Here is a 19,314-nt window from a genome sequence, read left to right as displayed (position 1 = left end):
CTAGCGGTTGCTACGAACCCGAGCGGAGGAACCACGTGACCACGAAGACGAGCGCGAAGGCCGACCAGAACGCGATCCCCACCCAGCTCAGCACGATGAGCCACCTCGCGGGCCGGTGATCGGCGGGCACGGCATCGCTCGTCATCGCCCGGTGGTTGAAGTACGCGATCGCGGGCGTGCCCAGGAAGCTCAGGGTCGTCGCGAGATCGACCATGTCCGACAGCGATCGCAGGAACGCCGCGAGGATCACGACCGCCCCGGTCGCGAGCACGCCCAGCCAGATCCAGTAGCCGCGGTTGCCCTTTGGCTCGACGCCGCGGAACTCGCCCACCAGCGCCGACATCGTGCGCGGGATGGCATCGAGCACCGTGATCGTCGTGCTGAACATGACGGCGATGGCGCAGGTCGCGATGAGCGGGCGGGCCCACTCGCCCAGCGACTGCGTGTACAGCCCAACCAATTGGTTGGCGAACGCCCCGGCGGTCTCGGCGGGCTGCGTGCCGCTGCCGTAGAGGAGCGAGGCCCCGAGCACGACGAACGCCAGGGCGAGCACGATGCACAGCGCAAAGCCGACGTAGAAGTCCAGCTCGCACTCGCGCTTGCTGGCGGCGTGGCCTGTCTGCTCGTTCTTGGCCAGGCTCCAGAGCGAGTGCCACACGGTGATGTCCAGCGGCGCGGGCATCCAGCCGACGAGCGCCACGGCGAACACCAGCAGCGCGAGGTTCCACTCGGTCGGCCACACGGGCGTCGCGCCCAGGTCCAGGTTTGGCAGCTGCATGCCCGCGGCGATGACCGTGCTGACCACCATCACGAGCATCAGCGCCTTCACCACGCGGTCGAGCCATTTGTAGCCGCCGCACGCCAGCAGCCCGACGCACGCGAGCAAGATGCCCGCTGCGACGACCCACATCGGCGCACCGGCGTCGGTGATGCCAAGGCGCGCCAGCAGCGGATCGACGACCAGGGGCTTGACGAGCGCCGCCGTCACGGCCGTGATCGCCGCCTGGATGGTGAACATCGTGCCCACCTGGATGACGGCGAACGCGCCGAGCGTTGCACGCCCCTGGGCCCGGTACGCGTGGAGGAGCGAGCGCCCCGTCGCCGCGGCGTACCTCGGCCCGAACAGCATCGCCGGGAGTTTCATGAGGTGGGCGAGAACCACCAGGAGCACCAGCGACAGCCCATACACCGCTCCGGCCCGCGTCGACTGCACGAGGTGGCTGACGCCGATGGCCGCCCCGGCGAAGAGGATGCCCGGGCCGAGGGCCTTCAGGTACGCGTTCGGAGCGGCCATGCCGCGAAGGCTAGGACAGGCTCGCCATGTCGATCACGAAGCGGTACTTCACGTCGCTCCTGAGCATCCGCTCGTACGCCTCGTTGATCTGGTCCATGCGGATCATCTCGATCTCGCACTGGATGTTCTTGTCGCCGCAGAAGTCGAGCATCTCCTGGGTCTCGGCGATGCCGCCGATGAGCGAGCCGGCGATCTGGCGGCGGGGCATAAGCAGGCCGAAGATCTGCAGCGGCTGGGGGTTGGGCGGTGCGCCGACGACGGCGAGCGTGCCGTCGACCTTCAAGAGGTTCAGGTAGGCGTTGAGATCATGGTCGGCGCTCACGGTGTCGAGGATCAGGTCGAAGCTGCCGGCGTGGGCGGCCATCTCGTCCTCGTTCTTGGAGATCACGACCTCGTCGGCGCCGAGCTTCTTGCCGTCCTCGACCTTGCCGGGCGAGGTCGTGAACAGCACGGTGTGGGCGCCCATGGCGTGGGCGAACTTGACGCCCATGTGGCCGAGGCCACCAAGCCCAACGATGCCGACCTTCTTGCCCTTGCCCGCGCCCCAGCGCTTGAGCGGCGAGTAGGTCGTGATGCCTGCGCACAGCAGTGGCGAGGCGGCGGCGGGGTCGAGGTTCTTCGGCACCTTGAGCGTGAACGCCTCGTCGCACACGATGCGCTGGCTGTAGCCGCCGTAGGTGAGGCCACCGAGGTGCGTGTCTTCGCCGTTGTACGTGAAGACGGCGCCCTTCTGGCAGAACTGCTCGAGGTCTTGCTTACAGGATTCGCACTCGCGGCACGAGTCAACCATGCAACCCACGGCCGCGAGGTCACCCTCCTTGAACCGCGTCACGTCCTTGCCCACGCGCGTGACGCGGCCGAGGATCTCGTGCCCGGGCACCACGGGATACGTCGTGCCGCCCCATTCGTTGCGCGCGAAGTGCAGGTCGCTGTGGCACACGCCGCAGTAAAGGATCTCGATCTCGACGTCAGTGGCCGTCGGCTGGCGGCGCTGGATGTCGAAGGGGCCGAGCGGCGTGGTTGCGGACTGGGCGGCGTAGGCCTTGGTTGGGGTCGTCATGGCGGCAGCATAGAACCCGGGCGGGCCCGACGCCGAGCTTGTGCCCGCCCACGGAGCGGGTCAGCACATCGTCAGGCCGCCGTCTACGCAGATGACCTGGCCGGTTAGGAACCCCGCCTCGTCGCTGCTCGCGTAGCTGACCGCGGCGGCGATGTCTTCGGGGGCGCCGAGCCTCGGCACGCTCATCGCCTTGAGCACCGTCTGCCCGACTTCATCCGGCAGCCCGCTGGTCATGTCGGTCTCGATAAAACCCGGGGCGATGACGTTGGCGGTCACGCCCTTGCTGCCAAGCTCGCGCGCGAGCGTGCGCGTGAGGCCGATCAGGCCGGCCTTGGCGGCGGCGTAGTTGGCCTGGCCCGCGTTGCCGACGACGCCCGACGTCGAGGCGATGTTCACGATCCGGCCGAAGCGGTTCTTCATCATCGAGCGGGCCGCGGCCCGGCAGGCGGCGAAGGCGCTCGTCAGGTTGACGCTGATCACCTCGTCCCACTGCTCGTCGGTCATCCGCATGAGCAGGCCGTCGCGCGTGATGCCGGCGTTGTTGACCAAGACGTCGAGCCGACCCAGGTCCTTCACCACGCCCTCGATGGCCCCGGCGAACGACGCACGATCGCCCACGTCGACGGCCAGCGCGGTCGCCTGCCCTCCGCTGTTCTCGATCTCGGCCTTGAGCTCGTCGAGCGGGCCCTGCGACCGAGCGGCGAGAACCACGTGGCGGCCGTCGGCGGCCAGGCGAGTGGCGATGGCGCGGCCGATGCCTCGGCTGGCGCCGGTGACGAGGGCAACTCGAGTGGGGGCGTCGGACATGCGAGCGGTCTCCAAGGCGGGAAAGAAAGCGGGGCGCTCGCCGCGCCCCGTGGGAGTGATCCAGTTTAGGAGTTCGATCCGGTCTTCGCCGCCGCCGGGGCCGGCTTCTTAGCCACCACCAGGAATCGTGATCGGCCCGCGGGGCGTGCGACGCACGGTGTCCTTGGGCTTCTCTTCTTCCTCTTCCTCGGGCTCGGGCTCGTCTTCGAACACGGGCAGCGCCGCCCGGCTGATGTCGTCCGAACGGCCGAGGGCCGAGAAGTCGATCGCAAAGCTCGCCGGACTCACGACGCCGTCGTACTCCGAGGCGCGGGCCACGTCCGGCGAGTTCGTCGGGGCACCGCCAAACAGGTACTCGCCACCCACGGGCGTCACGGACCAGCCCAGGACGTATGCCTGCCCGGGCGTCTGGATGGCTAGCGCGACGGCGCCGGGCGTGTCGGAGCCAGAGTCGAACGAGCCACTCGAGCCTGCGGAACTGCTCGAAGCCGCGAGGCCGGTGGGACCCATGTCCTGCATGGCCGCGAACATCTTCTGGGCGCCCGACGCGATCTGCTTGATGGGCTCGGGCGAATCGTCCGAGTTCTGGAGCGCTTCGAAGAGACGGTTCATGGCGGCGAGGGCCTCTTCGTCCATCTCCTGGTTCTGGCCCCCGTCCATTGCTTCCATCTGCTGGAGCACCGTGGCGGGATCGATCTCGCCCTCCATGCCCATGGCGCGGCCGAGGTCCGCCGCGAGCTGCGGATCGTCTTCGAGGACGGCGGTAATGGCGGCCGTGAAGTCGGCGTCCATCCGGCTCTGATCGTCGCCGTACGCCTGCATGGCCATCATCATCTCGCCGAACGCTTCCATCATCTCGGGCGGCATGGCGTCCATCATCTGCTGGCCCATGTCCTGGGCCAGCGAGTCCATGGACCGCGCATCAAACGAGCCTGCAGCGCTCATCGCCCCCATGGCCCCCAACGACGCGGCCGAGGCCAGCTCGATGCCCTCGGCCGGCGCGTCGGCCGTCAGGTACACGATGCGCACCTGCTCGATCGTCTCCATCGCGTCGTACCACTGACCGCCGAAGCGCAGGTCGTCGAGTACGGTCCGAGCGTCGCCGGTCAGCATGCCCTCGAGCGCGAAGTCGTCGCCCTTGGCAAACGCATCGGCGAACCGGATCGCCGCACGCACCATCGGCTCGTCCTCTTCGAGTACGCTGAGCCCGCTGGCGGCCTGTACCCGGGCGTCGAGGCCGTCCATCTTCGCCATGACCTCCTGCACGTCGACGCGGGCGGGCGGCGGCGGCGGGGGGGGCGGAGGAGGCGGCGGTGGAGGGGGAGGCGGCTCCTTGCACGCCGTCAGCACCACGGGGATGGCAAGCAGCGACACCTTCAGGGCCTGTCGCGCGATCGATCGGGTCTTCCGGCTGGTCATGGGTCACTCCGTCTGCGTGATTCTCATCGTCAGGACGAGTCCGGGCTCGTTGAGACATTCGCCCGTCTACCCGGAGAGGTTCGCCCTCGATACCGCAGCCTAGGGCGTTGCCTGCGCCCACGTTACGGCCTGTCCGGCGGTCGTCAGGGTGCGTCGTGGATGGCCACCGACACCGAGCGATCGATGCGCTTCATCATGCCCGCCAGGCTCTTGCCCGGCGCCAGCTCGTGCCATGAAGTGCCTCCGCCCTGCCCACCGGCCGCCAGATCAGCCAAGAGGTTCTGGCAGCCCTGGGCCCACCGCACCGGGTGGGTCAGCTGCTCGGCCAGCCTGCGGCGGATGCTGTCGGCATCGTGCTCGTGGGGCTTGGCGGTGACGTTGGAATACACCGGGCACGCCGCGAGCACCTCGGCGTTGATCGGCGCCCCTGCAAGCGCTTCGGCAAGGCGATCGGCCGCGGGCTCCATGAGCGGCGAGTGGAACGCTCCGGCGACGGGCAGCGGCGTGGCACGCAAGCCGGCGTCTTTGGCGGCACCTTGGGCTCGTTCGATCGCGTCCGCATCGCCGCTGAGCACGACTTGGCCCGGCGCGTTGAAGTTGGCGCACACGAGGACGCCATCCTCGCGTGCCTTCTGGCACACGTCGTTGGCCTGCTCCTCGTCACAGCCGATCAGCGCAAGCATGCCGCCGGGCGTTGCCTCGGCGGCGTCCTGCATCGCACGGCCACGCAGCGTCACGAGGCGCAGGCCTTCCTCGAACCCGAGCACGCCGGCCAGGTGCAGCGCCGTGTACTCGCCCAGGCTGAGTCCGGCGGTCGCCTTGAGATCAAGGGGTTCGCCGCCGAGCTCGGCCATGCCCCGCCACGCGGCGATCGAGCATATGTAGATCGCCGGCTGGCTGACGTCGGTGCGGTTGAGCGTCTCGGCCGGGCCATCGAAGCACAGTGCGCTCAGCGGCGCTCCGAGCTGGCCGGCCAGGATGGCGTCGGCCGCCTCGATGGTCTTTCGCGCTGCATCGCTCGCGTCGGCCCATGCCCGGCCCATGCCGACGGCTTGCGAGCCCTGGCCGGGACAAAGGACGATCACGCTCTCGCTCATGGGCAAGGCTCCAATTCAAGTCGAGGGAAGGATGTTCAGAGCCGCCAGAGGCTGCTGCCCCACGTCAGCCCTGCGCCGAAGCCCAGGAACATGACGAGCTGTCCGGGCTTGATGCGGCCCGCGGCCTTGAGCTCGGTGAAGCACAGGGCGACCGACGCGGCCACGGTGTTGCCGTAGCGGTCGATGTTGATGTGCAGCTTCTCTTCGGGCAGGCCGAAGCGCTCGCGGGCCGCGTCGAGGATTCGCTTGTTCGACTGGTGGCACACGTAGTGGTCCACGTCCTCGGGACGCAGGCCGACCTTGTCGAGCGTTTCTTGGATGAGATCGCTAAACGTGCTCACGGCGAACTTGAACACCGCCCGGCCGTTCATGTGCAGGCAGTTCAAGTCAACGCCATCGCCGTCGAGGTCGAAGTCGCTCGGATAGTCCTCGTCGGCGCGAGGGATGAACAGGTCGACCCAGCGGCCACCGTCCGTATGCATGGCCCGTGCGAGCACGCCGGTGTTCGGATCGTCGCTGCCCGAGATGACGAAGGCGCCCGCGCCATCACCAAACAGGATGCTCGTGCCGCGGCCGCGGTTCGAGTAGTCGACGTGCCGCGTGATGATGTCGGCCCCGACGACGCCGACGGTCTTCGCGTTGCCCGACCGGATGAGCGCGTCGACGGTGTTGAGCGCGAACACAAACCCCGAGCAAGCCGCGTTGAGGTCGAAGGCGGCGATGTTGCCGGCCCCGATGCTCGAGGCGATCTGGCACGCCGCCGAGGGCGTGGGCATGTCGGCCGTCAGCGTCGCGACCACGATCTGGTCGAGGTCGGTCGCGTGCAATCCGGCGTCATCGAGCGCGGCCTGGAGAGCGCGAGTGCCGAGCGACGCCGTCGTCTCGCCAAGTTCGCGTTTGGCGATTCGCCGCTGGGTGATGCCCGTACGCTGGCGGATCCAGTCGTCGCTGGTGTCCATCAGTCGTTCGAGATCGGCGTTGGTCAGCACCGTCTTGGGAAGGGCCATGCCCGACCCAAGGATCGTCGCGCCAACCCGCGTTCCGCCCGCGGCGTGGACCGAGTCCTTATCGACGCGGTTGATTGTGTGCTCTTCGCTCATGCCCGGACAGACTCTCTCAGCACGTCGGCGTCGATGGCGGCCTCGACCTCCGAGATCCGGTTCTGCAGCACGTCGTTGAGGCCCAGCCGCAGGTACTCGAACCCGTTGCGGATGCTGGCGCTGATCGTCTTGGCCTTGCTCGAGCCGTGGGCGATGATGTACGTGCCGTTGACACCCAGCAGCGGAGCGCCGCCGAGCTCCTCGTAGTCGCTCTTGCTGTACAGCGCCTTGATTGCTGGCTCGAGCCGCAGCGCGAGCTCCGGATCCTCGGCGAAGATTGCCTGGGCGATAGCGCCAAACAGGCTGCGAGCCAGGCCCTCGGCCATCTTCAGGACGGCGTTGCCCACGAAGCCATCGGTCACCACGACGTCGGCCCCGCCGTCGAAGAACTCGCGGCCCTCGATGAAGCCCGTGAAGTTGATGCCGGGCGTCGCGGCGATGAGATCGCGGCTGCGCTGGATCAGGTCGGTGCCCTTGCCTTCCTCGGCACCGATGTTCATCACGGCGACGCGCGGCTGATCGATGTGCAGCACCGTGCGCGCGTAGGCCTCGGCCATCACGCCGTACTGCCACAGGTGCGTCGGCTGGGGCTCGGGGTTCGCGCCCGCGTCGCACATCACGACCGGGCCGTTGAAGCCCGGGATCGTCACGGCGATGCCCGGACGATGCACGCCCGGCAGCCGCTTAAGGTGCATGATCGCCGCCGACACGCACGCACCCGTGTTGCCCGCGCTCAGGATGGCATCGACGAACTCGGGCGAGCCCGCCGACTTGTGCGAGCCCATCCGGGCCGAGCGAACGATGGACGAATCGGCCTTTGAGCGCACGGCCTTGGCCGGGCTCTCGCCCATCGCGATGACTTCGGTGGTCGGGACGAGGTCGAAGGTCGAGGGATCGACGCCCTGCTCGCGGGCAACGTCGAGGATGGCGGACTCATCACCCACCAAGACGAGCCGGCCGCCCTCGGGAATCGCGCCGCTCGCCGGATCGAGCGCGCGAAAGCAGCCAGCCAGGATCGCGTCGGGCGCGTGGTCGCCCCCCATGACGTCGACGGCAAGGCGCATCAGGCATCCCCTCGGTCAAGAGGCAGGCACCGAGCGAATTCGTTGCTGCTGGGGATGAGCGGGCGCTCAGTCACGCTCGACGCCGATCCCGAGCTTGGGAACGACGATCGTCAGGCCGGGGCGGTAGTACCCCGACTGGCGGCAGGCGCGATGGTGGTTCTTGGGCATGCTCGTGACCGGGCACAGGGTGACCGTCAGGCCCTTCAGCGAGTCGTGGGCCCGGCGGCGACGCGTCCGACCGTGCGACTGGCGATGCGTAGGAAGCATGTCAATTCACCCTTTCGAAGGAACGCTGCGGCCCCGGCCGCCGTCCCGAGATCACGTGTCTCGCACCTGACAGCGAGCGTACGGCTCGCCCCGCATCCAGATGCGAATCCAGACCCTCACGATAAGCGCCAAGCCGGGTCTCGTCAACGCACCCGCCCCGCGAGGGGCAGCAAGCATAGCCTCCCGGCGTGCCTGACGGAACCTGTACAGCCACCACCCCCGACCTGCCCCAGGACGCCATGCGGGCGCTCCAACGAGTCTGGGGCTTCGATGCCCTCCGCCCCATGCAGGCGGCGGCGATTCGGGCCACGCTCGATGCTCGGGATGCCCTGGTCGTCCTGCCTACCGGCGGGGGCAAGAGCCTGTGCTATCAGCTCCCGCCGCTGGTGAGCGGCAAGGCCACTGTCGTCGTCAGCCCGCTGATCGCCCTGATGCGAGATCAGGTCAGGGGGCTCGAGCTCAACGGCTACCGGGCCGCGGCCCTGCACTCGGCCGTTGAGTACGAGGACGCCCAGCGGATCGAACACCAGGTCGTCGCCGGCGAGATCGACCTTCTGCTGGCAGCGCCCGAACGCATGGTGACGACCGGCTTCCGCACGTTCCTGGCGCGCCTGGCCGATGCCGATCGCCTGGGCGCCATCGCCATCGACGAGGCCCATTGCATCAGCCAGTGGGGCCACGACTTCCGCCCCGAGTACCGCCGCCTGGCCGAGCTGCGCGAGGTCGTACCCGGCGTGCCGATGCAGGCCTACACCGCGACCGCCACGCCGCGCGTTCGCGAGGACATCATCGGCCAGCTCGGTCTGCGCGAGCCGGAGGTGCTCGTGGGCGTGTTCGATCGCCCGAACCTGACCTACCGCGTACGCGCGCGCCAGCCCGGCGCTCGGGCCATCGAGCAGGCCGCCGAGGCCATCAAGAAGCACAAGGCCGCCGGCGAGGGCGGGGCGATCGTCTACTGCATCAGCCGCAAGGAGACCGAGGACTTCGCCGACGGCCTGCGTGGCATGGGGCTGGACGCCCAGGCCTACCACGCGGGCCTGAAGCCAATTCAGCGCGACAACATCGAGGCGGCGTTCACGAACGAAGCGCTCGACGTCGTCTGCGCCACCGTCGCCTTCGGCATGGGCATCGACCGCAGCAACGTCCGACTCGTCGTCCACGCCGCGTGCCCCAAGAGCGTCGAGGCCTACCAGCAGGAGGCGGGTCGGGCCGGCCGCGACGGCGAGCCCGCCGAGTGCCTGCTGCTCTACGGCCCAGGCGACGCCGGCCGCTGGACGAGGCTCATCATGGGCGAGCAGCGGTTCGGCCAGCCGCTCGGCGAGTCGACGCGTGCCCAGCTCGAGCTCATCCGCGAGGCCCAGCGCTTCGTCGCGCTCATGGAGTGCCGCCACAAGGCCCTGAGCGAGCACTTCGGGCAGGACTACGAGCCACCACCCGGCCGCCACAACTGCGGCGCGTGCGACGTGTGCCTGGGTGAGACCGAGATCGAGCAAGACTCGGCCCGCGTCGCACAGATCATCATGAGCGCCGTCGCCCGCCTCGAGCAGCGATGGGGGGCCAGCCACCTCGTCGACGTCCTCCGCGGCGCGAGCACCGAGAAGATCAAGAGCAACGCCCACGACCAGCTCGGCGTCTACGGCATGCTGCGTGGCCACGCCAAGGGCGAGGTCCAAATGTTCATTGAGCAACTCATCGCCGTTGGCGCGCTCCAGCGGCACGCCTCGCCCACCGAGGCCGGCGGCATGATCGAGACCATCCGCTTCGGCGAGCACGGCAATGCCGTCATGAAGGCAGACATGCCCGTCACGCTCGCCAAGCCGATGGGCTCGGGCTCGCTGCGCAAGGAGCGCGGCCGCCGCGCAAGCAAGGCCGCCGAGGTCGTCATCCTCGACGCCGACGAGAAGGCCCTCTTCGAGCGACTGCGGGCCGTACGGCTGGAGATCGCCCGCGAGGACTCCATCCCGCCCTACATGGTCTTCAACGACGGCACGCTGCGCGAGATGGCAAGGCAGAAGCCCTCGACCGAACGCGAAATGCTCTCGATCAAGGGCGTGGGCCAGGCCAAACTCGACGCGTTCGGGCGGCAGTTCCTCGAAGCGTTGAATGAAGATACGTGACGACGAATCACCTCGAGTACGATACCCGATATGAGCTCCACGAATCTGCCATCACCTACAAAGTACGTATTCAAGCCGGGCGGTGGAGTCGCCGTCGCGACCATTGTTCTCCTGGTGCTGAGCATGACCTTCCAGGTCGGCATCCTGGCGGGCGAACTCGTGATGCTTCGGTCGGCAGTGGAGCGGGACGTCGATCGAGCCGAGAACGGCCTCGTCATCGCGGCATTGACCGTACTCGCGCAATTCTTTCTCGTGACGATTCCACTGATCGTCTTCCTTTGCATTTGGACGCATCGAGTCGCCGCCAATGTTCGGGCACTGGGTGCAGACGGGCTGCGATACAGCCCGGCATGGGCCGTTGGTTGGTTCTTCATCCCCCTGGCGAATCTTGTCGTCCCCTATGGGGTGTTTCGCGAGATCGACCGCGCGAGCCAGGCGACTGGCTACGTCGATCGCGAGGCCTGGAAGGGCAACACGCCCGGTGTCGTCGTCACGCTCTGGTGGATCGCGTGGTTCTCGCAAACGATCGTCCAGGGTGCTTCAAACGTCCTCACCAGGCGATTTCCACAGGAAATGAGTACTTCCGTGACCGTCGGAGTCACGCTCGATGTCGCGGCTTCGGTGATCCTGCTGGGTGCCGGGATGTTCGCGATCCTGATGATCCGACGGATCGACCGCCTGCAAGTCGAATCCTGGCAGGCAAGAGCTCAGCTCGCACCGCCGACGCCTTGACCCAGGCCGGTTCGCCTATTCTGCATGTGGAGCACGCCGCATCCGGAGACCCGCCGCAATGTCCCAAGCCGACCAATCCGCCGTCACGAGCAAGCAGGTGCCCACCGCGGCCGACGCCCTGAAGGACCTCAAGGACAAGGGCGTCCTCTACGACGGATGCACCATCCACGTGGGCGGCTTCGGGCTCTGCGGCATTCCCGAGCAGCTCATCATCGCGCTGCGTGATACGGGCGTGAAGGACCTGACCTGCGTCAGCAACAACGCCGGCGTCGACGACTGGGGCCTGGGCCTGCTACTGCAGACTCGCCAGATCAAGAAGATGGTTTCCAGCTACGTGGGCGAGAACGACACCTTCGCCAAGCAATTCCTCTCGGGCGAGCTCGAGGTCGAGTTCAACCCGCAGGGCACGCTGGCCGAGCGCATCCGCGCGGGCGGCGCCGGCATCCCGGCGTTCTTCACCGCCACGGGCGCGGGCACGCAGATCGCCGAGGGCAAGGAGACGCGCACGTTCATGCCCACGCCCGCCCAGGCGCGTCTCAACCGCGACGTGTTCCAGGAGCGCGAGTTCGTGCTCGAAACGGGTATCTATGCGGACCTCGCCCTCGTCAAGGCCGAGACGGCGGATCCCTTCGGCAACCTTGTCTACAACAAGACCGCCCGCAACTTCAATCCCATGATGGCCACCGCCGCGGCCTATACCATCGCCGAGGTCGACAACATCGTCGGACTGGGTGAACTCGATGCCGACCAGATCCACACGCCGGGCAGCTTCGTCGATCGGTTCATCCTGAGCAAGAGCGAGAAGCGCATCGAGCAGCGGACGACCCGAGAAGGCTAAGGCCGGCCATCCATGACCGTGCTGATCTGGATCCTGGGCATCGTCGGCGGCCTGCTGGTGCTGGTCTACGCGTTCATGGTCTGGATGATCCTCAAGGTCTCGCGCCTCGACCCGGCGAGCGCGATCTCGCAGCTCGACGAAGACGGAACGGCAGACCTCGTCGAGAAGCTGCCCTCGATCTCGGAGTATGCCGACGCCAGGGGCTTGCCCTTCGAAATCGCGATCCAGGCCAAGACTCAGGGCCTCGAAGTCCGCGAAGCGACGTGGGAGATCTCGCCCGACCACTGCTACCTCTCGGCAACGGAGCGGGAGCATGGCACGCCCCGCGTGAACTTCACCACCGCTCTTCGCGCGCGAGCCACGGGCGAGCGCGTCTTCGTCATCACCTCGAACAACGGCGATCTCGCCAACGGATTTCCGGCCTTGGGAATGTTTGCCGAGGTCTTCCGCACCGATTCGCTGGCCGAGCTCGAGCGGCGGCACGAGCACGCCGTCGGCTACATGCAGCGAGAGGGCTACTGCGAGCCGCTCACCATCCGGCGACCACTGCTCAACGTCGCCATCGAGCTGGCCGAACAACAGGTCGGCGAGATCAAGGGCAAGCCGCTCAAGATCCTGGTCTACCCGATTCGCTACCTCGTCGGCATCACGACGAAGTTCGGCCGAACGATCGAGCAGCGCTACCCCGTGCGAAACAAGCACATGAAGAGACTGCGTGGCGAGATGATGCACTCGCCACGCAGCTTCAGCTAGCGATTCGTTGTTGGGACGCGACGCTTACTGGCCCGCGTCGGTCGCGGGTTGCTCGGCAGCGGCGGGCTGCTCGGCCTTCTCGCTCTTCTTGCTGCCCGGCTCGATGAGGTTGCCCTCGTTGTCAAACTCCATCTCCTCGCGCTCGTCCTCGTCGATCGTGCGATCGGGCTCGACGAACACGCGGATGTGGCTCTCGAGATCGGCGGCGAACTTCAGCAGCACCTCGTAGTTGTCGATGCGCTTCATCGCGTAGGGCAGGCGCACCTCGCGGGGCTTGACCTCGAAGCCCAGCGACTGCAGCGCGGTGGCGATGTCCTGTTGCGTCACGGCGCCGTAGAGCACGCCCTGGTCGTTGCAGGCCCGGATCATCGTGATCTCCTGGCCATCGAGCTTGCCGGCCATCTCCTCGCGCTTGGAGCGGAGGGCGGCGACTTCCTTCTCGGCCTCGGCCCGGCGGTCGGCAAGCTGCTTGATCAGCTCGTCGTCGGGCTCGGTCGCCAGGCCACGCGGCAGCAGGAAGTTCCGGGCGTAGCCGGCCTTCACCTTCACGACGTCGCCGACGATGCCGAGGTTGTCGACGTTTTCGACAAGCAGGAGATTCAGATCACGAGCCATGGTCGCTGTCCTTTCCGCCCGAATCGGGCCGGAGAGTTAAGGAGCCCGGCGAGACGCCGACGGCCCCAGCGTTGTGTACCCCGGGGTCGATCCGCGGGGCCGAAACGATAGGCAGATTCGCCCTAGAACGGGATGTCGTCATCCGGCGGGACGGGGTCGCTGTCGTAGCTTCCGCCTCCGCCGCCGTAGTTGCCCCCTCCGCCCTGATTGCCGCCCCCGCCGGAGTATCCACCTCCACCTCCGCCGCCGCCCTGGCCGCTGTCGACGAACTGGAAGCTCTCGACGACGACGAAGAGCTTGTTGCGCTTGTTGCCCTGCTGGTCCTGCCACTGGTCGAGCTTCAGGCGGCCCTCGATGAACACCGGGCTGCCCTTACGCAGGTACTGGGCCATCACCTCCGCCGTCCGCCCGAAGGCGTCGCAGTCGACGAAGGTGACCTCTTCGCGGTTCTCGCCGCTCTGGGTCTTGAACTTGCGGTTGACCGCGAGCCCCATCTTGGCGATCGCCATGTTCTGGGACGTGTGGCGCACCTCGACGTCTCGGGTCAGGTTGCCCATGAGCAACACGCGGTTGTAGCTGCCGGCCATGGCGGTCCTCCAAGGGACGAGCGTTGATGGATCAGCGAGAGGCTAGACGGGTCAGGCGTTGGCGGGTTCGGTCGACGAGTCGTTGCCGGCGGCGTCTTGCTCGCCCTTGTTGCTCTCGTCGCCTTCGTTCCCGCCCTCGTCCTTCGAGCCCGTGTGGTCCAGCGGGGTATCTTCGATCGGGCGGCCCATACGCACGCCGGTGTCCTTCTCTTCCTCGGCCTCGGTGGCCTTCTCGGCCCGCAGCTTGGCCTCGCCCATCAGCGCCTCGCGGTCGTCGGCCGCCTTCATCTCCTCCATTGTCAGGTGGTCGGCCCGGGTGACGAGCACGCGCATGATGGTCTCGCTCATCTGCGTATCGCGGTCGAGCTGGGCGATGTTCTGGGCGGGCGCTTCGAAGTACGCCAGGATGTACAGGCCGCGCTTCTGCTTCTCGATCTCGAAGGCAAGGCGGCGCTCATCCCACTTGGCCATCGCCACCAGCTTCGCGCCGCAGCGCTCCAGCAGTTCGTCGATGTGGGTGATGACCGAGCCGAGGTCGGCCGCGGTCGACTGACCGATCAGGAACATGGCCTCGTAGTGGTACGTGCGCTCTGGGGGCATGTCAGGAGTCCTTTGCCGGCTGGTCCGGCGGTTGGTGACCGGCCGGGGCGTAGCCGCCCGGGCCATGGGGTTGATCACTGGGGCCCTCGCTCGAGGCGTCCCCGGGACGATTCGTGTCGTTGGATGCTTCGGTAACCTTGGGCTTGCGGCCCTTGGCCTTCTTCTCGTCGGGCGTGTTGAACCGGTTCATGGCCTCGACGATGCCGCTCTTCACCCAGCACTCGGCCGCGTCGGCTGCGTTCGTGAGCGCGGGCTTGAGTGCGTCGCTTTGCTCTTGCGTGAAACGGCCCAGGACGTAGCCCACCTGGCTGCCGCCCTGCGGCTTGCTATCAACGCCGACGCGCAAGCGGGCGTATGCATCGCCGCCGGCGGCCCGGGCGACGTCGGCCAGCCCGTTGTGCCCGCCATCGCCGCCGCGTGCTCGTAGGCGAATGCCGCCCAGGGGCAGGTTCACGTCGTCGACGATGATGAGCAGGTCGTCGGCCGGCTCGAGCTTGTAGAACCGCAGGGCCTCGCCCACGGTCAGGCCGCTCTTGTTCATGAACGTGGTGGGCTTGGCAAGCATGACCTTCTCGCCGCCGATGGTGCAATCCAGCGTGGCCGCGTGGAACCGTCCACGCGCCACGGCGCCGCCGGCGTGCCGCCGCGCGAGCTCGTCGAGCACCATGAACCCGGCGTTGTGCCGCGTGTTCTCGTACTCGCTTCCCGGATTGCCAAGACCGACGATCAGCTTCATGCGTGCGTTCGTGGATGCGAGAGGGATTAGTCCCCGTCCTTGTCCTTCTCGCCCTCGTCCTTCTTCTCGGTGATGACCTCGGGCGAAGCGGCGGCGTCGACCTCGCTCTCCTCGCTGGTCTCTTCGACCTCGGCCTTGATGAAGATGCTCACGACCCGCGTCTCGGGCGGCGTCAGCAGCTTCATGGTCTCCTTGGGCAGGGGGATCTCGCCGGCGGTGATCATCTCGTCCACGCCCAGGTCGCTGATGTCGACCTCGAGCACGTCGGGCAGGTTCGTAACCGCACACTCGAGTTGGAGCTCGGTGACCGGGTGGGTCAGCACGGCGCCGGCGGCCTTGAGGCCCTTGGCCTTGCCCACGAACTCGAGCGGCACGGTGACCTCGACGCGCTCGGAGAGGTCGACGCGGCGGAAGTCGGCGTGGATGATCTCGGTGCCCAGGTGGTCGAACTGCAGGTCCTGGAGCAGTACGAACTCGTTCTCGGCCCCCTCCATCTGGAGCACGAACACGCGCTCGCCCTTCGAGAAGTGGATGTTGGCCTCGTGCGCGTCGAACTCGACCGAGAGCGGATCCTGGCCGTGGCCGTAGACGACCGCCGGCAGGCCGCCGCGGTCGCGCAGTCGCTTCGAGTAGCGCGAGCCCGATCGGTCGCGCTTGCGGGCGGGCAGGGTTGGTGCGTCTTCATGCATGGCAAGCTCTCCTGTGCGATGCGTCGCATCGCCTTCGTTCCTTGGTTATCGCTTGGCGCCGGCGGCGTCGCGCAGCAGCGCACTGACGGATTGGTCGTGGTGGATGTTGTGGATGGCGTCGCCCAGCAGCGGGCCCAGGCACAGCTCGACGAGCTTGCCGTCCAGCCGCTTGGCTCGATCGCTCAGCGGGATGGTGTTGGTCACGATGACCTCGCTGATCGGGCTCTCGATCAGCCGGTCGATAGCAGGCCCGACCAGCACGGGGTGCGTCGCGGCAACCAAGACGTCCTTGGCGCCCTGGTCCATGACGAACCGGGCCGCCTCGCACACGGTGCCGGCGGTCGAGATCATGTCGTCGAACATCAGCACCGTCTTGCCCTTGACGTTGCCGATGAGCGTGTCGGTGATCACCTCGCTGCCGCTGATCCGCTTCTTGTTGATGATCGCCAGGTCGGCCGAGAGCAGGTTCTGCATCGCCTCGGCCATCTTGACGTTGCCCACGTCCGGGCTCACCAGGCACAGGTCGCCCAGGCGGTCGCGATGCTCGCGGAAGTAGTCGAGGAAGACCGGCGTGGCCGAAAGGTGATCGGTCGGCAGGTCGAAGAATCCCTGGATCTGCGCGGCGTGCAGGTCGATCGCCAGCACCCGGTCCGCCCCGGCGGCGGTGATGAGGTTTGCCACCAGCTTGGCGGTGATGGGCACGCGGCCCTCGTCCTTGCGGTCCTGGCGGCCGTACCCGAAGTATGGAATCACGAGCGTGATCCGCTTGGCCGACGCCCGCCGCAGGCAGTCGATGAAGATGAACAACTCCATCATGTTGTCGTTGACCGGGTGGCACGTCGACAGGATGACGAAGCAGTCGCGGCCGCGGACATCCTCGTCGAGCTTGACGAGCAGTTCGTCGTCGGGGAAGGCCATCGTCCGCGCCTTGCCCAGCGGAAGGTCGAGGTGGGCGCAGACCCGCGAGGCAAGGTCCTTGCTGTAGCGGCCGCTGAAGACCTTGAGCTGGTTGGGATCGATCTTCATGCACGCGTCCCTTCCGCGGCCTGGTGCCGCTGGCGATAGATCCGATCGACCTCGGCCAACTGAACTGGCGTGTTGATGCTCAAGACGTCTTCGGCAGGAACGGCGTCGACCACCTCGACTCGCGCGCCGCCGGCCAGCAGCAGGGCGGGCACGTCGGTCAGGTAGTACTCGCCGGTCTTCGGGTTCCGCTCGACGTTCCGCAGCGCGTCCATGAGCGGGCCGAGCTTGAAGCAGTAGTAGCTCGGGTTGATCTCGCGGATGCCCAGTTCGTCGTCGGAGGCGTTCTTCTGCTCGACGATTCGGGCGAAGCGGCCTTCTTCGTCGCGGACGATCCGGCCGTAGCCGGTAGGGTCGTCGACGACGGCGGTCGCCAGCGTCGCGGCCGCGTTGGCGGCGCGGTGCGTCTCGAGCAGCGTGCGGATGGTCTCGCGTCGGATCAGCGGGCCGTCGCCGCACAGCACGAGCACGTCCGCATCCTGGGGCACGCCCGAGAGCTCGCCCTCGGCCGCGAGGACCGCATGCCCGGTTCCGAGTTGCTCGGCTTGGAGCGCAAATCGAACATCACCCGACGCGCCCTGGAGCGCCGACTCGACGTGCTCTCGCCCGTGGCCCACGACCGCGACGATCGGCGAGCAGCCAACCGCGTGGCACGCCTCGGCCACGATCGAAACCATCGGGCGGCCACCGACCTGGTGGACCACCTTGGGCAGGTCGCTGCCCATGCGCGTGCCCTTGCCTGCGGCGAGGATGATCGCGCACGGCTGGCCTGCGTGGTGTTGTGCGTCGGCTTCGCTCACGCTGATCCCAGGAAGCGGAGATCGCAGCGGCGGCGAGGAAGGCACCGGGAAACTACCCGACCAGGATTCGAACCTGGACTTTCAGTACCAAAAACTGAAGTGCTACCATTACACCATCGGGCAGTGATTCGGCAGTGAATGCTGCTCGGTGCGCTCGCGGCCGGCGGATCTCCTTGCCAGTCGTGCTCGATGCACGAACCCATGCCTTCAACACGCCGGGACCATCCCGACGCGGCGGTGGCACGGGGCGATGCGGAGCGAAGGGGAAGGCCGAAGCCGCTCCCGGACCGCTCGCACGCTGGCTCTTAGAGCTGGATCACCGGTCCGGGCCTTCGCCCGTCGGCAACCCCTGCCTGCGCCTCGCCGCCGACGATCGTTCGGATCGTTCCGGGCTCATCGCAGCCGGCTCCCGTCCTGCCGCTTCGCGAGCGGGATGGTAGCACCCGGGCCGACGCCGGGGACGCCCGGCTCTACCCTTGGCCACCATGGATCGTCTCCTCCTCCTCATCTCGATCGTGGCTGCGCTGGCCTGTCTGGCCCTCGCCGAGGAGGCCGAGCCCGTCGAGATCCGCGTGGCCACCTTCAACATCGAAGACGTCTCGACCAGCGACCTGATGATCAACGATCAGCCCCGCGTCAGAGCGCTGGCCGAGGTGCTCCAGCGGCTGCGGCCGACGGTAGTGCTGATCAACGAGATCGCCTACGACTGGCACGGCGTGCCGGGGGTCCCGCTCGACGAGCCCGAAGGCTCCAATGCCCGCCGATTCGTGGAGCACTACCTCGAGGTCAGCCAGGGCGAGGGCCTCGAGCCCCTGCGCTACCGGGCGGTCATGCTGCCGTCGAACACCGGTCGGCCCAGCGGATTCGACTTGGACAACAGCGATGAGGCCGTGACCGCGTATCCGCGCCCCGTACGCTCGAACGAGCTCGGAGAGGCGCCTCCGCAGACCGAGGCCGGCCGGAGCTTCGGGAACGACAGCTGGGGTTTTGGAACTTACCCGGGCCAGTACGCCATGGCCCTACTCGTCGACCACCGCCTCGACGTGCTCGACGACCAGATCCGCTCGTTCCGGCTGCTGCCCTGGAGCGCGATGCCCGACGCCCGTCGGCCGATCGGGCCCGACGGCGAGCCCTGGTACGACGATGCTGAGTGGGAGGCGATGCGTCTCAGCTCTAAAAGTCACTGGGACGTGCCGGTGCGGCTGCCCAACGACACCGTCGTCCACTTGCTGTGCAGCCACCCGACGCCACCGGCCTTCGATGGTCCGGAGAGCCGCAACATGGCGCGGAACCACGACGAGATCAGGTTCTGGGACGACTACCTCGACGATCGCGGCTGGATCGCCGACGACGGGGGCGTGAGCGGTGGCTTGCAGCGTGGCGAGCTATTCGTGATCCTGGGCGACCTGAACGCCGACCCCGAGAAGGGCAACGACGTGGACAAGGCCATCAACCGGCTCCTGAAACACCCTCGCCTCCAGCGGTTGGATGCACCGAGTCATCAGGAAACCGTCGAGGGCCTCGAGCCGACTGATACGTCCAGCTTCGGATTGCGGGTGGACTACGTGCTTCCCAGCAGGGACATGCAGGTCGTCCGGACGGGCATTTGGACCCGGCCCCCGTCGGGATGGCGTGGTTCCGGGACCTTCCCGAGCGATCACTTTCCGGTTTGGATCGAACTCTCGGTACCCGCATGGTGAACCATGCGGCAACCCC

Annotated in this window: 20 protein-coding genes and 1 tRNA gene; 5 read left to right on the top strand and 16 right to left on the bottom strand. The window is 67.5% G+C overall.

The annotated features are described in order from the left end of the window. Positions 1–10 precede the first annotated feature (10 nt). The 8 genes from RIA68_03005 to rpmF all read right to left on the bottom strand — a co-directional run bounded on the left by RIA68_03005 (position 11) and on the right by rpmF (position 8,108). Positions 11–1,294, bottom strand: a complete 1,284-nt coding sequence (locus tag RIA68_03005) for a divalent metal cation transporter (GenBank protein ID MEQ8316403.1) — start codon at positions 1,292–1,294, stop codon at positions 11–13. A 10-nt stretch (positions 1,295–1,304) separates the two neighbouring features. Next, a complete protein-coding gene (locus RIA68_03000) occupies positions 1,305–2,354 on the bottom strand; it encodes an NAD(P)-dependent alcohol dehydrogenase (protein ID MEQ8316402.1) in 1,050 nt (349 codons plus the stop codon). Between the two features lie 60 nt (positions 2,355–2,414). Beyond that, the gene (fabG, locus tag RIA68_02995) at positions 2,415–3,161 is read right to left on the bottom strand and encodes a 3-oxoacyl-[acyl-carrier-protein] reductase (protein ID MEQ8316401.1); all 747 of its coding nucleotides are present in this window, start codon (positions 3,159–3,161) and stop codon (positions 2,415–2,417) included. A 108-nt stretch (positions 3,162–3,269) separates the two neighbouring features. Then, positions 3,270–4,580 carry a hypothetical protein gene (locus RIA68_02990; GenBank protein ID MEQ8316400.1) on the bottom strand — a complete coding sequence of 437 codons (1,311 nt, stop codon included), beginning with the start codon at positions 4,578–4,580 and terminating at the stop codon, positions 3,270–3,272. A 143-nt stretch (positions 4,581–4,723) separates the two neighbouring features. Then, positions 4,724–5,677, bottom strand: coding sequence for an ACP S-malonyltransferase (locus tag RIA68_02985; GenBank protein MEQ8316399.1), 954 nt, complete (start codon positions 5,675–5,677; stop codon positions 4,724–4,726). Between the two features lie 35 nt (positions 5,678–5,712). Then, on the bottom strand, positions 5,713–6,777 hold the full coding sequence (locus RIA68_02980; GenBank protein ID MEQ8316398.1) for a beta-ketoacyl-ACP synthase III: 1,065 nt from the start codon (positions 6,775–6,777) through the stop codon (positions 5,713–5,715). Continuing rightward, positions 6,774–7,841 (bottom strand): phosphate acyltransferase PlsX, encoded by a 1,068-nt coding sequence (gene plsX / locus RIA68_02975; protein MEQ8316397.1) that lies wholly within the window; start codon positions 7,839–7,841, stop codon positions 6,774–6,776. The genes RIA68_02980 and plsX overlap by 4 nt, the downstream gene beginning before the upstream one ends. 66 nt (positions 7,842–7,907) lie before the next feature. Further along, on the bottom strand, positions 7,908–8,108 hold the full coding sequence (rpmF, locus tag RIA68_02970) for a 50S ribosomal protein L32 (protein MEQ8316396.1): 201 nt from the start codon (positions 8,106–8,108) through the stop codon (positions 7,908–7,910). Between the two features lie 188 nt (positions 8,109–8,296). Here rpmF and RIA68_02965 point away from each other — a divergent pair, with 188 nt between their 5' ends. The 4 genes from RIA68_02965 to RIA68_02950 are packed head-to-tail and all read left to right on the top strand — an operon-like array spanning position 8,297 to position 12,548. Beyond that, positions 8,297–10,225 (top strand): ATP-dependent DNA helicase RecQ, encoded by a 1,929-nt coding sequence (locus RIA68_02965; protein ID MEQ8316395.1) that lies wholly within the window; start codon positions 8,297–8,299, stop codon positions 10,223–10,225. A 30-nt stretch (positions 10,226–10,255) separates the two neighbouring features. Beyond that, entirely contained in the window at positions 10,256–10,957 is a 702-nt protein-coding gene (locus tag RIA68_02960) for a DUF4328 domain-containing protein (protein MEQ8316394.1), read from the top strand. 58 nt (positions 10,958–11,015) lie between these two features. Further along, positions 11,016–11,795: a CoA transferase subunit A gene (locus RIA68_02955; protein MEQ8316393.1), complete on the top strand. Its 780-nt coding sequence runs from the start codon at positions 11,016–11,018 to the stop codon at positions 11,793–11,795. Between the two features lie 12 nt (positions 11,796–11,807). Next, positions 11,808–12,548 carry a hypothetical protein gene (locus RIA68_02950; protein ID MEQ8316392.1) on the top strand — a complete coding sequence of 247 codons (741 nt, stop codon included), beginning with the start codon at positions 11,808–11,810 and terminating at the stop codon, positions 12,546–12,548. A gap of 24 nt (positions 12,549–12,572) precedes the next feature. On the opposite strand, the gene rplI is transcribed toward RIA68_02950, so the two are convergent. The 8 genes from rplI to RIA68_02910 all read right to left on the bottom strand — a co-directional run bounded on the left by rplI (position 12,573) and on the right by RIA68_02910 (position 17,721). Continuing rightward, a complete protein-coding gene (gene rplI / locus RIA68_02945) occupies positions 12,573–13,163 on the bottom strand; it encodes a 50S ribosomal protein L9 (protein MEQ8316391.1) in 591 nt (196 codons plus the stop codon). 122 nt (positions 13,164–13,285) lie between these two features. After that, entirely contained in the window at positions 13,286–13,750 is a 465-nt protein-coding gene (ssb, locus tag RIA68_02940; GenBank protein MEQ8316390.1) for a single-stranded DNA-binding protein, read from the bottom strand. Between the two features lie 51 nt (positions 13,751–13,801). Then, positions 13,802–14,350 carry a 30S ribosomal protein S6 gene (rpsF, locus tag RIA68_02935; protein ID MEQ8316389.1) on the bottom strand — a complete coding sequence of 183 codons (549 nt, stop codon included), beginning with the start codon at positions 14,348–14,350 and terminating at the stop codon, positions 13,802–13,804. A 1-nt stretch (position 14,351) separates the two neighbouring features. Next, entirely contained in the window at positions 14,352–15,086 is a 735-nt protein-coding gene (pth, locus tag RIA68_02930; protein ID MEQ8316388.1) for an aminoacyl-tRNA hydrolase, read from the bottom strand. A gap of 26 nt (positions 15,087–15,112) precedes the next feature. Then, the gene (locus RIA68_02925) at positions 15,113–15,775 is read right to left on the bottom strand and encodes a 50S ribosomal protein L25 (GenBank protein MEQ8316387.1); all 663 of its coding nucleotides are present in this window, start codon (positions 15,773–15,775) and stop codon (positions 15,113–15,115) included. Positions 15,776–15,820: 45 nt separating this feature from the next. After that, positions 15,821–16,801 (bottom strand): ribose-phosphate pyrophosphokinase, encoded by a 981-nt coding sequence (locus RIA68_02920; GenBank protein MEQ8316386.1) that lies wholly within the window; start codon positions 16,799–16,801, stop codon positions 15,821–15,823. Then, on the bottom strand, positions 16,798–17,598 hold the full coding sequence (locus RIA68_02915; GenBank protein MEQ8316385.1) for an NTP transferase domain-containing protein: 801 nt from the start codon (positions 17,596–17,598) through the stop codon (positions 16,798–16,800). The genes RIA68_02920 and RIA68_02915 overlap by 4 nt, the downstream gene beginning before the upstream one ends. Positions 17,599–17,650: 52 nt before the next feature. Next, positions 17,651–17,721, bottom strand: a tRNA-Gln gene (locus tag RIA68_02910). Between the two features lie 362 nt (positions 17,722–18,083). Between RIA68_02910 and RIA68_02905 the strand changes: the two genes are divergently transcribed. Continuing rightward, positions 18,084–19,298 (top strand): endonuclease/exonuclease/phosphatase family protein, encoded by a 1,215-nt coding sequence (locus RIA68_02905; GenBank protein MEQ8316384.1) that lies wholly within the window; start codon positions 18,084–18,086, stop codon positions 19,296–19,298. Positions 19,299–19,314 lie beyond the last annotated feature (16 nt).

This window comes from Phycisphaerales bacterium (genome assembly GCA_040217175.1).
In the GTDB taxonomy this organism is placed as follows: domain Bacteria; phylum Planctomycetota; class Phycisphaerae; order Phycisphaerales; family UBA1924; genus JAHCJI01.
The sequence above is the reverse complement of the archived record's forward strand: the minus strand, read 5'-3'. Positions and strand labels throughout refer to the sequence as shown.

Bases quoted from the DNA above. Each gene is read 5' to 3' on its own strand.
- RIA68_03005 (MEQ8316403.1), bottom strand. From the start codon at position 1,294: ATGGCCGCTCCGAACGCGTACCTGAAGGCCCTCGGCCCGGGCATCCTC.
- RIA68_03000 (MEQ8316402.1), bottom strand. From the start codon at position 2,354: ATGACGACCCCAACCAAGGCCTACGCCGCCCAGTCCGCAACCACGCCG.
- fabG (MEQ8316401.1), bottom strand. From the start codon at position 3,161: ATGTCCGACGCCCCCACTCGAGTTGCCCTCGTCACCGGCGCCAGCCGA.
- RIA68_02990 (MEQ8316400.1), bottom strand. From the start codon at position 4,580: ATGACCAGCCGGAAGACCCGATCGATCGCGCGACAGGCCCTGAAGGTG.
- RIA68_02985 (MEQ8316399.1), bottom strand. From the start codon at position 5,677: ATGAGCGAGAGCGTGATCGTCCTTTGTCCCGGCCAGGGCTCGCAAGCC.
- RIA68_02980 (MEQ8316398.1), bottom strand. From the start codon at position 6,777: ATGAGCGAAGAGCACACAATCAACCGCGTCGATAAGGACTCGGTCCAC.
- plsX (MEQ8316397.1), bottom strand. From the start codon at position 7,841: ATGCGCCTTGCCGTCGACGTCATGGGGGGCGACCACGCGCCCGACGCG.
- rpmF (MEQ8316396.1), bottom strand. From the start codon at position 8,108: ATGCTTCCTACGCATCGCCAGTCGCACGGTCGGACGCGTCGCCGCCGG.
- RIA68_02960 (MEQ8316394.1), top strand. From the start codon at position 10,256: ATGAGCTCCACGAATCTGCCATCACCTACAAAGTACGTATTCAAGCCG.
- RIA68_02955 (MEQ8316393.1), top strand. From the start codon at position 11,016: ATGTCCCAAGCCGACCAATCCGCCGTCACGAGCAAGCAGGTGCCCACC.
- RIA68_02950 (MEQ8316392.1), top strand. From the start codon at position 11,808: ATGACCGTGCTGATCTGGATCCTGGGCATCGTCGGCGGCCTGCTGGTG.
- rplI (MEQ8316391.1), bottom strand. From the start codon at position 13,163: ATGGCTCGTGATCTGAATCTCCTGCTTGTCGAAAACGTCGACAACCTC.
- ssb (MEQ8316390.1), bottom strand. From the start codon at position 13,750: ATGGCCGGCAGCTACAACCGCGTGTTGCTCATGGGCAACCTGACCCGA.
- rpsF (MEQ8316389.1), bottom strand. From the start codon at position 14,350: ATGCCCCCAGAGCGCACGTACCACTACGAGGCCATGTTCCTGATCGGT.
- pth (MEQ8316388.1), bottom strand. From the start codon at position 15,086: ATGAAGCTGATCGTCGGTCTTGGCAATCCGGGAAGCGAGTACGAGAAC.
- RIA68_02925 (MEQ8316387.1), bottom strand. From the start codon at position 15,775: ATGCATGAAGACGCACCAACCCTGCCCGCCCGCAAGCGCGACCGATCG.
- RIA68_02920 (MEQ8316386.1), bottom strand. From the start codon at position 16,801: ATGAAGATCGATCCCAACCAGCTCAAGGTCTTCAGCGGCCGCTACAGC.
- RIA68_02905 (MEQ8316384.1), top strand. From the start codon at position 18,084: ATGGATCGTCTCCTCCTCCTCATCTCGATCGTGGCTGCGCTGGCCTGT.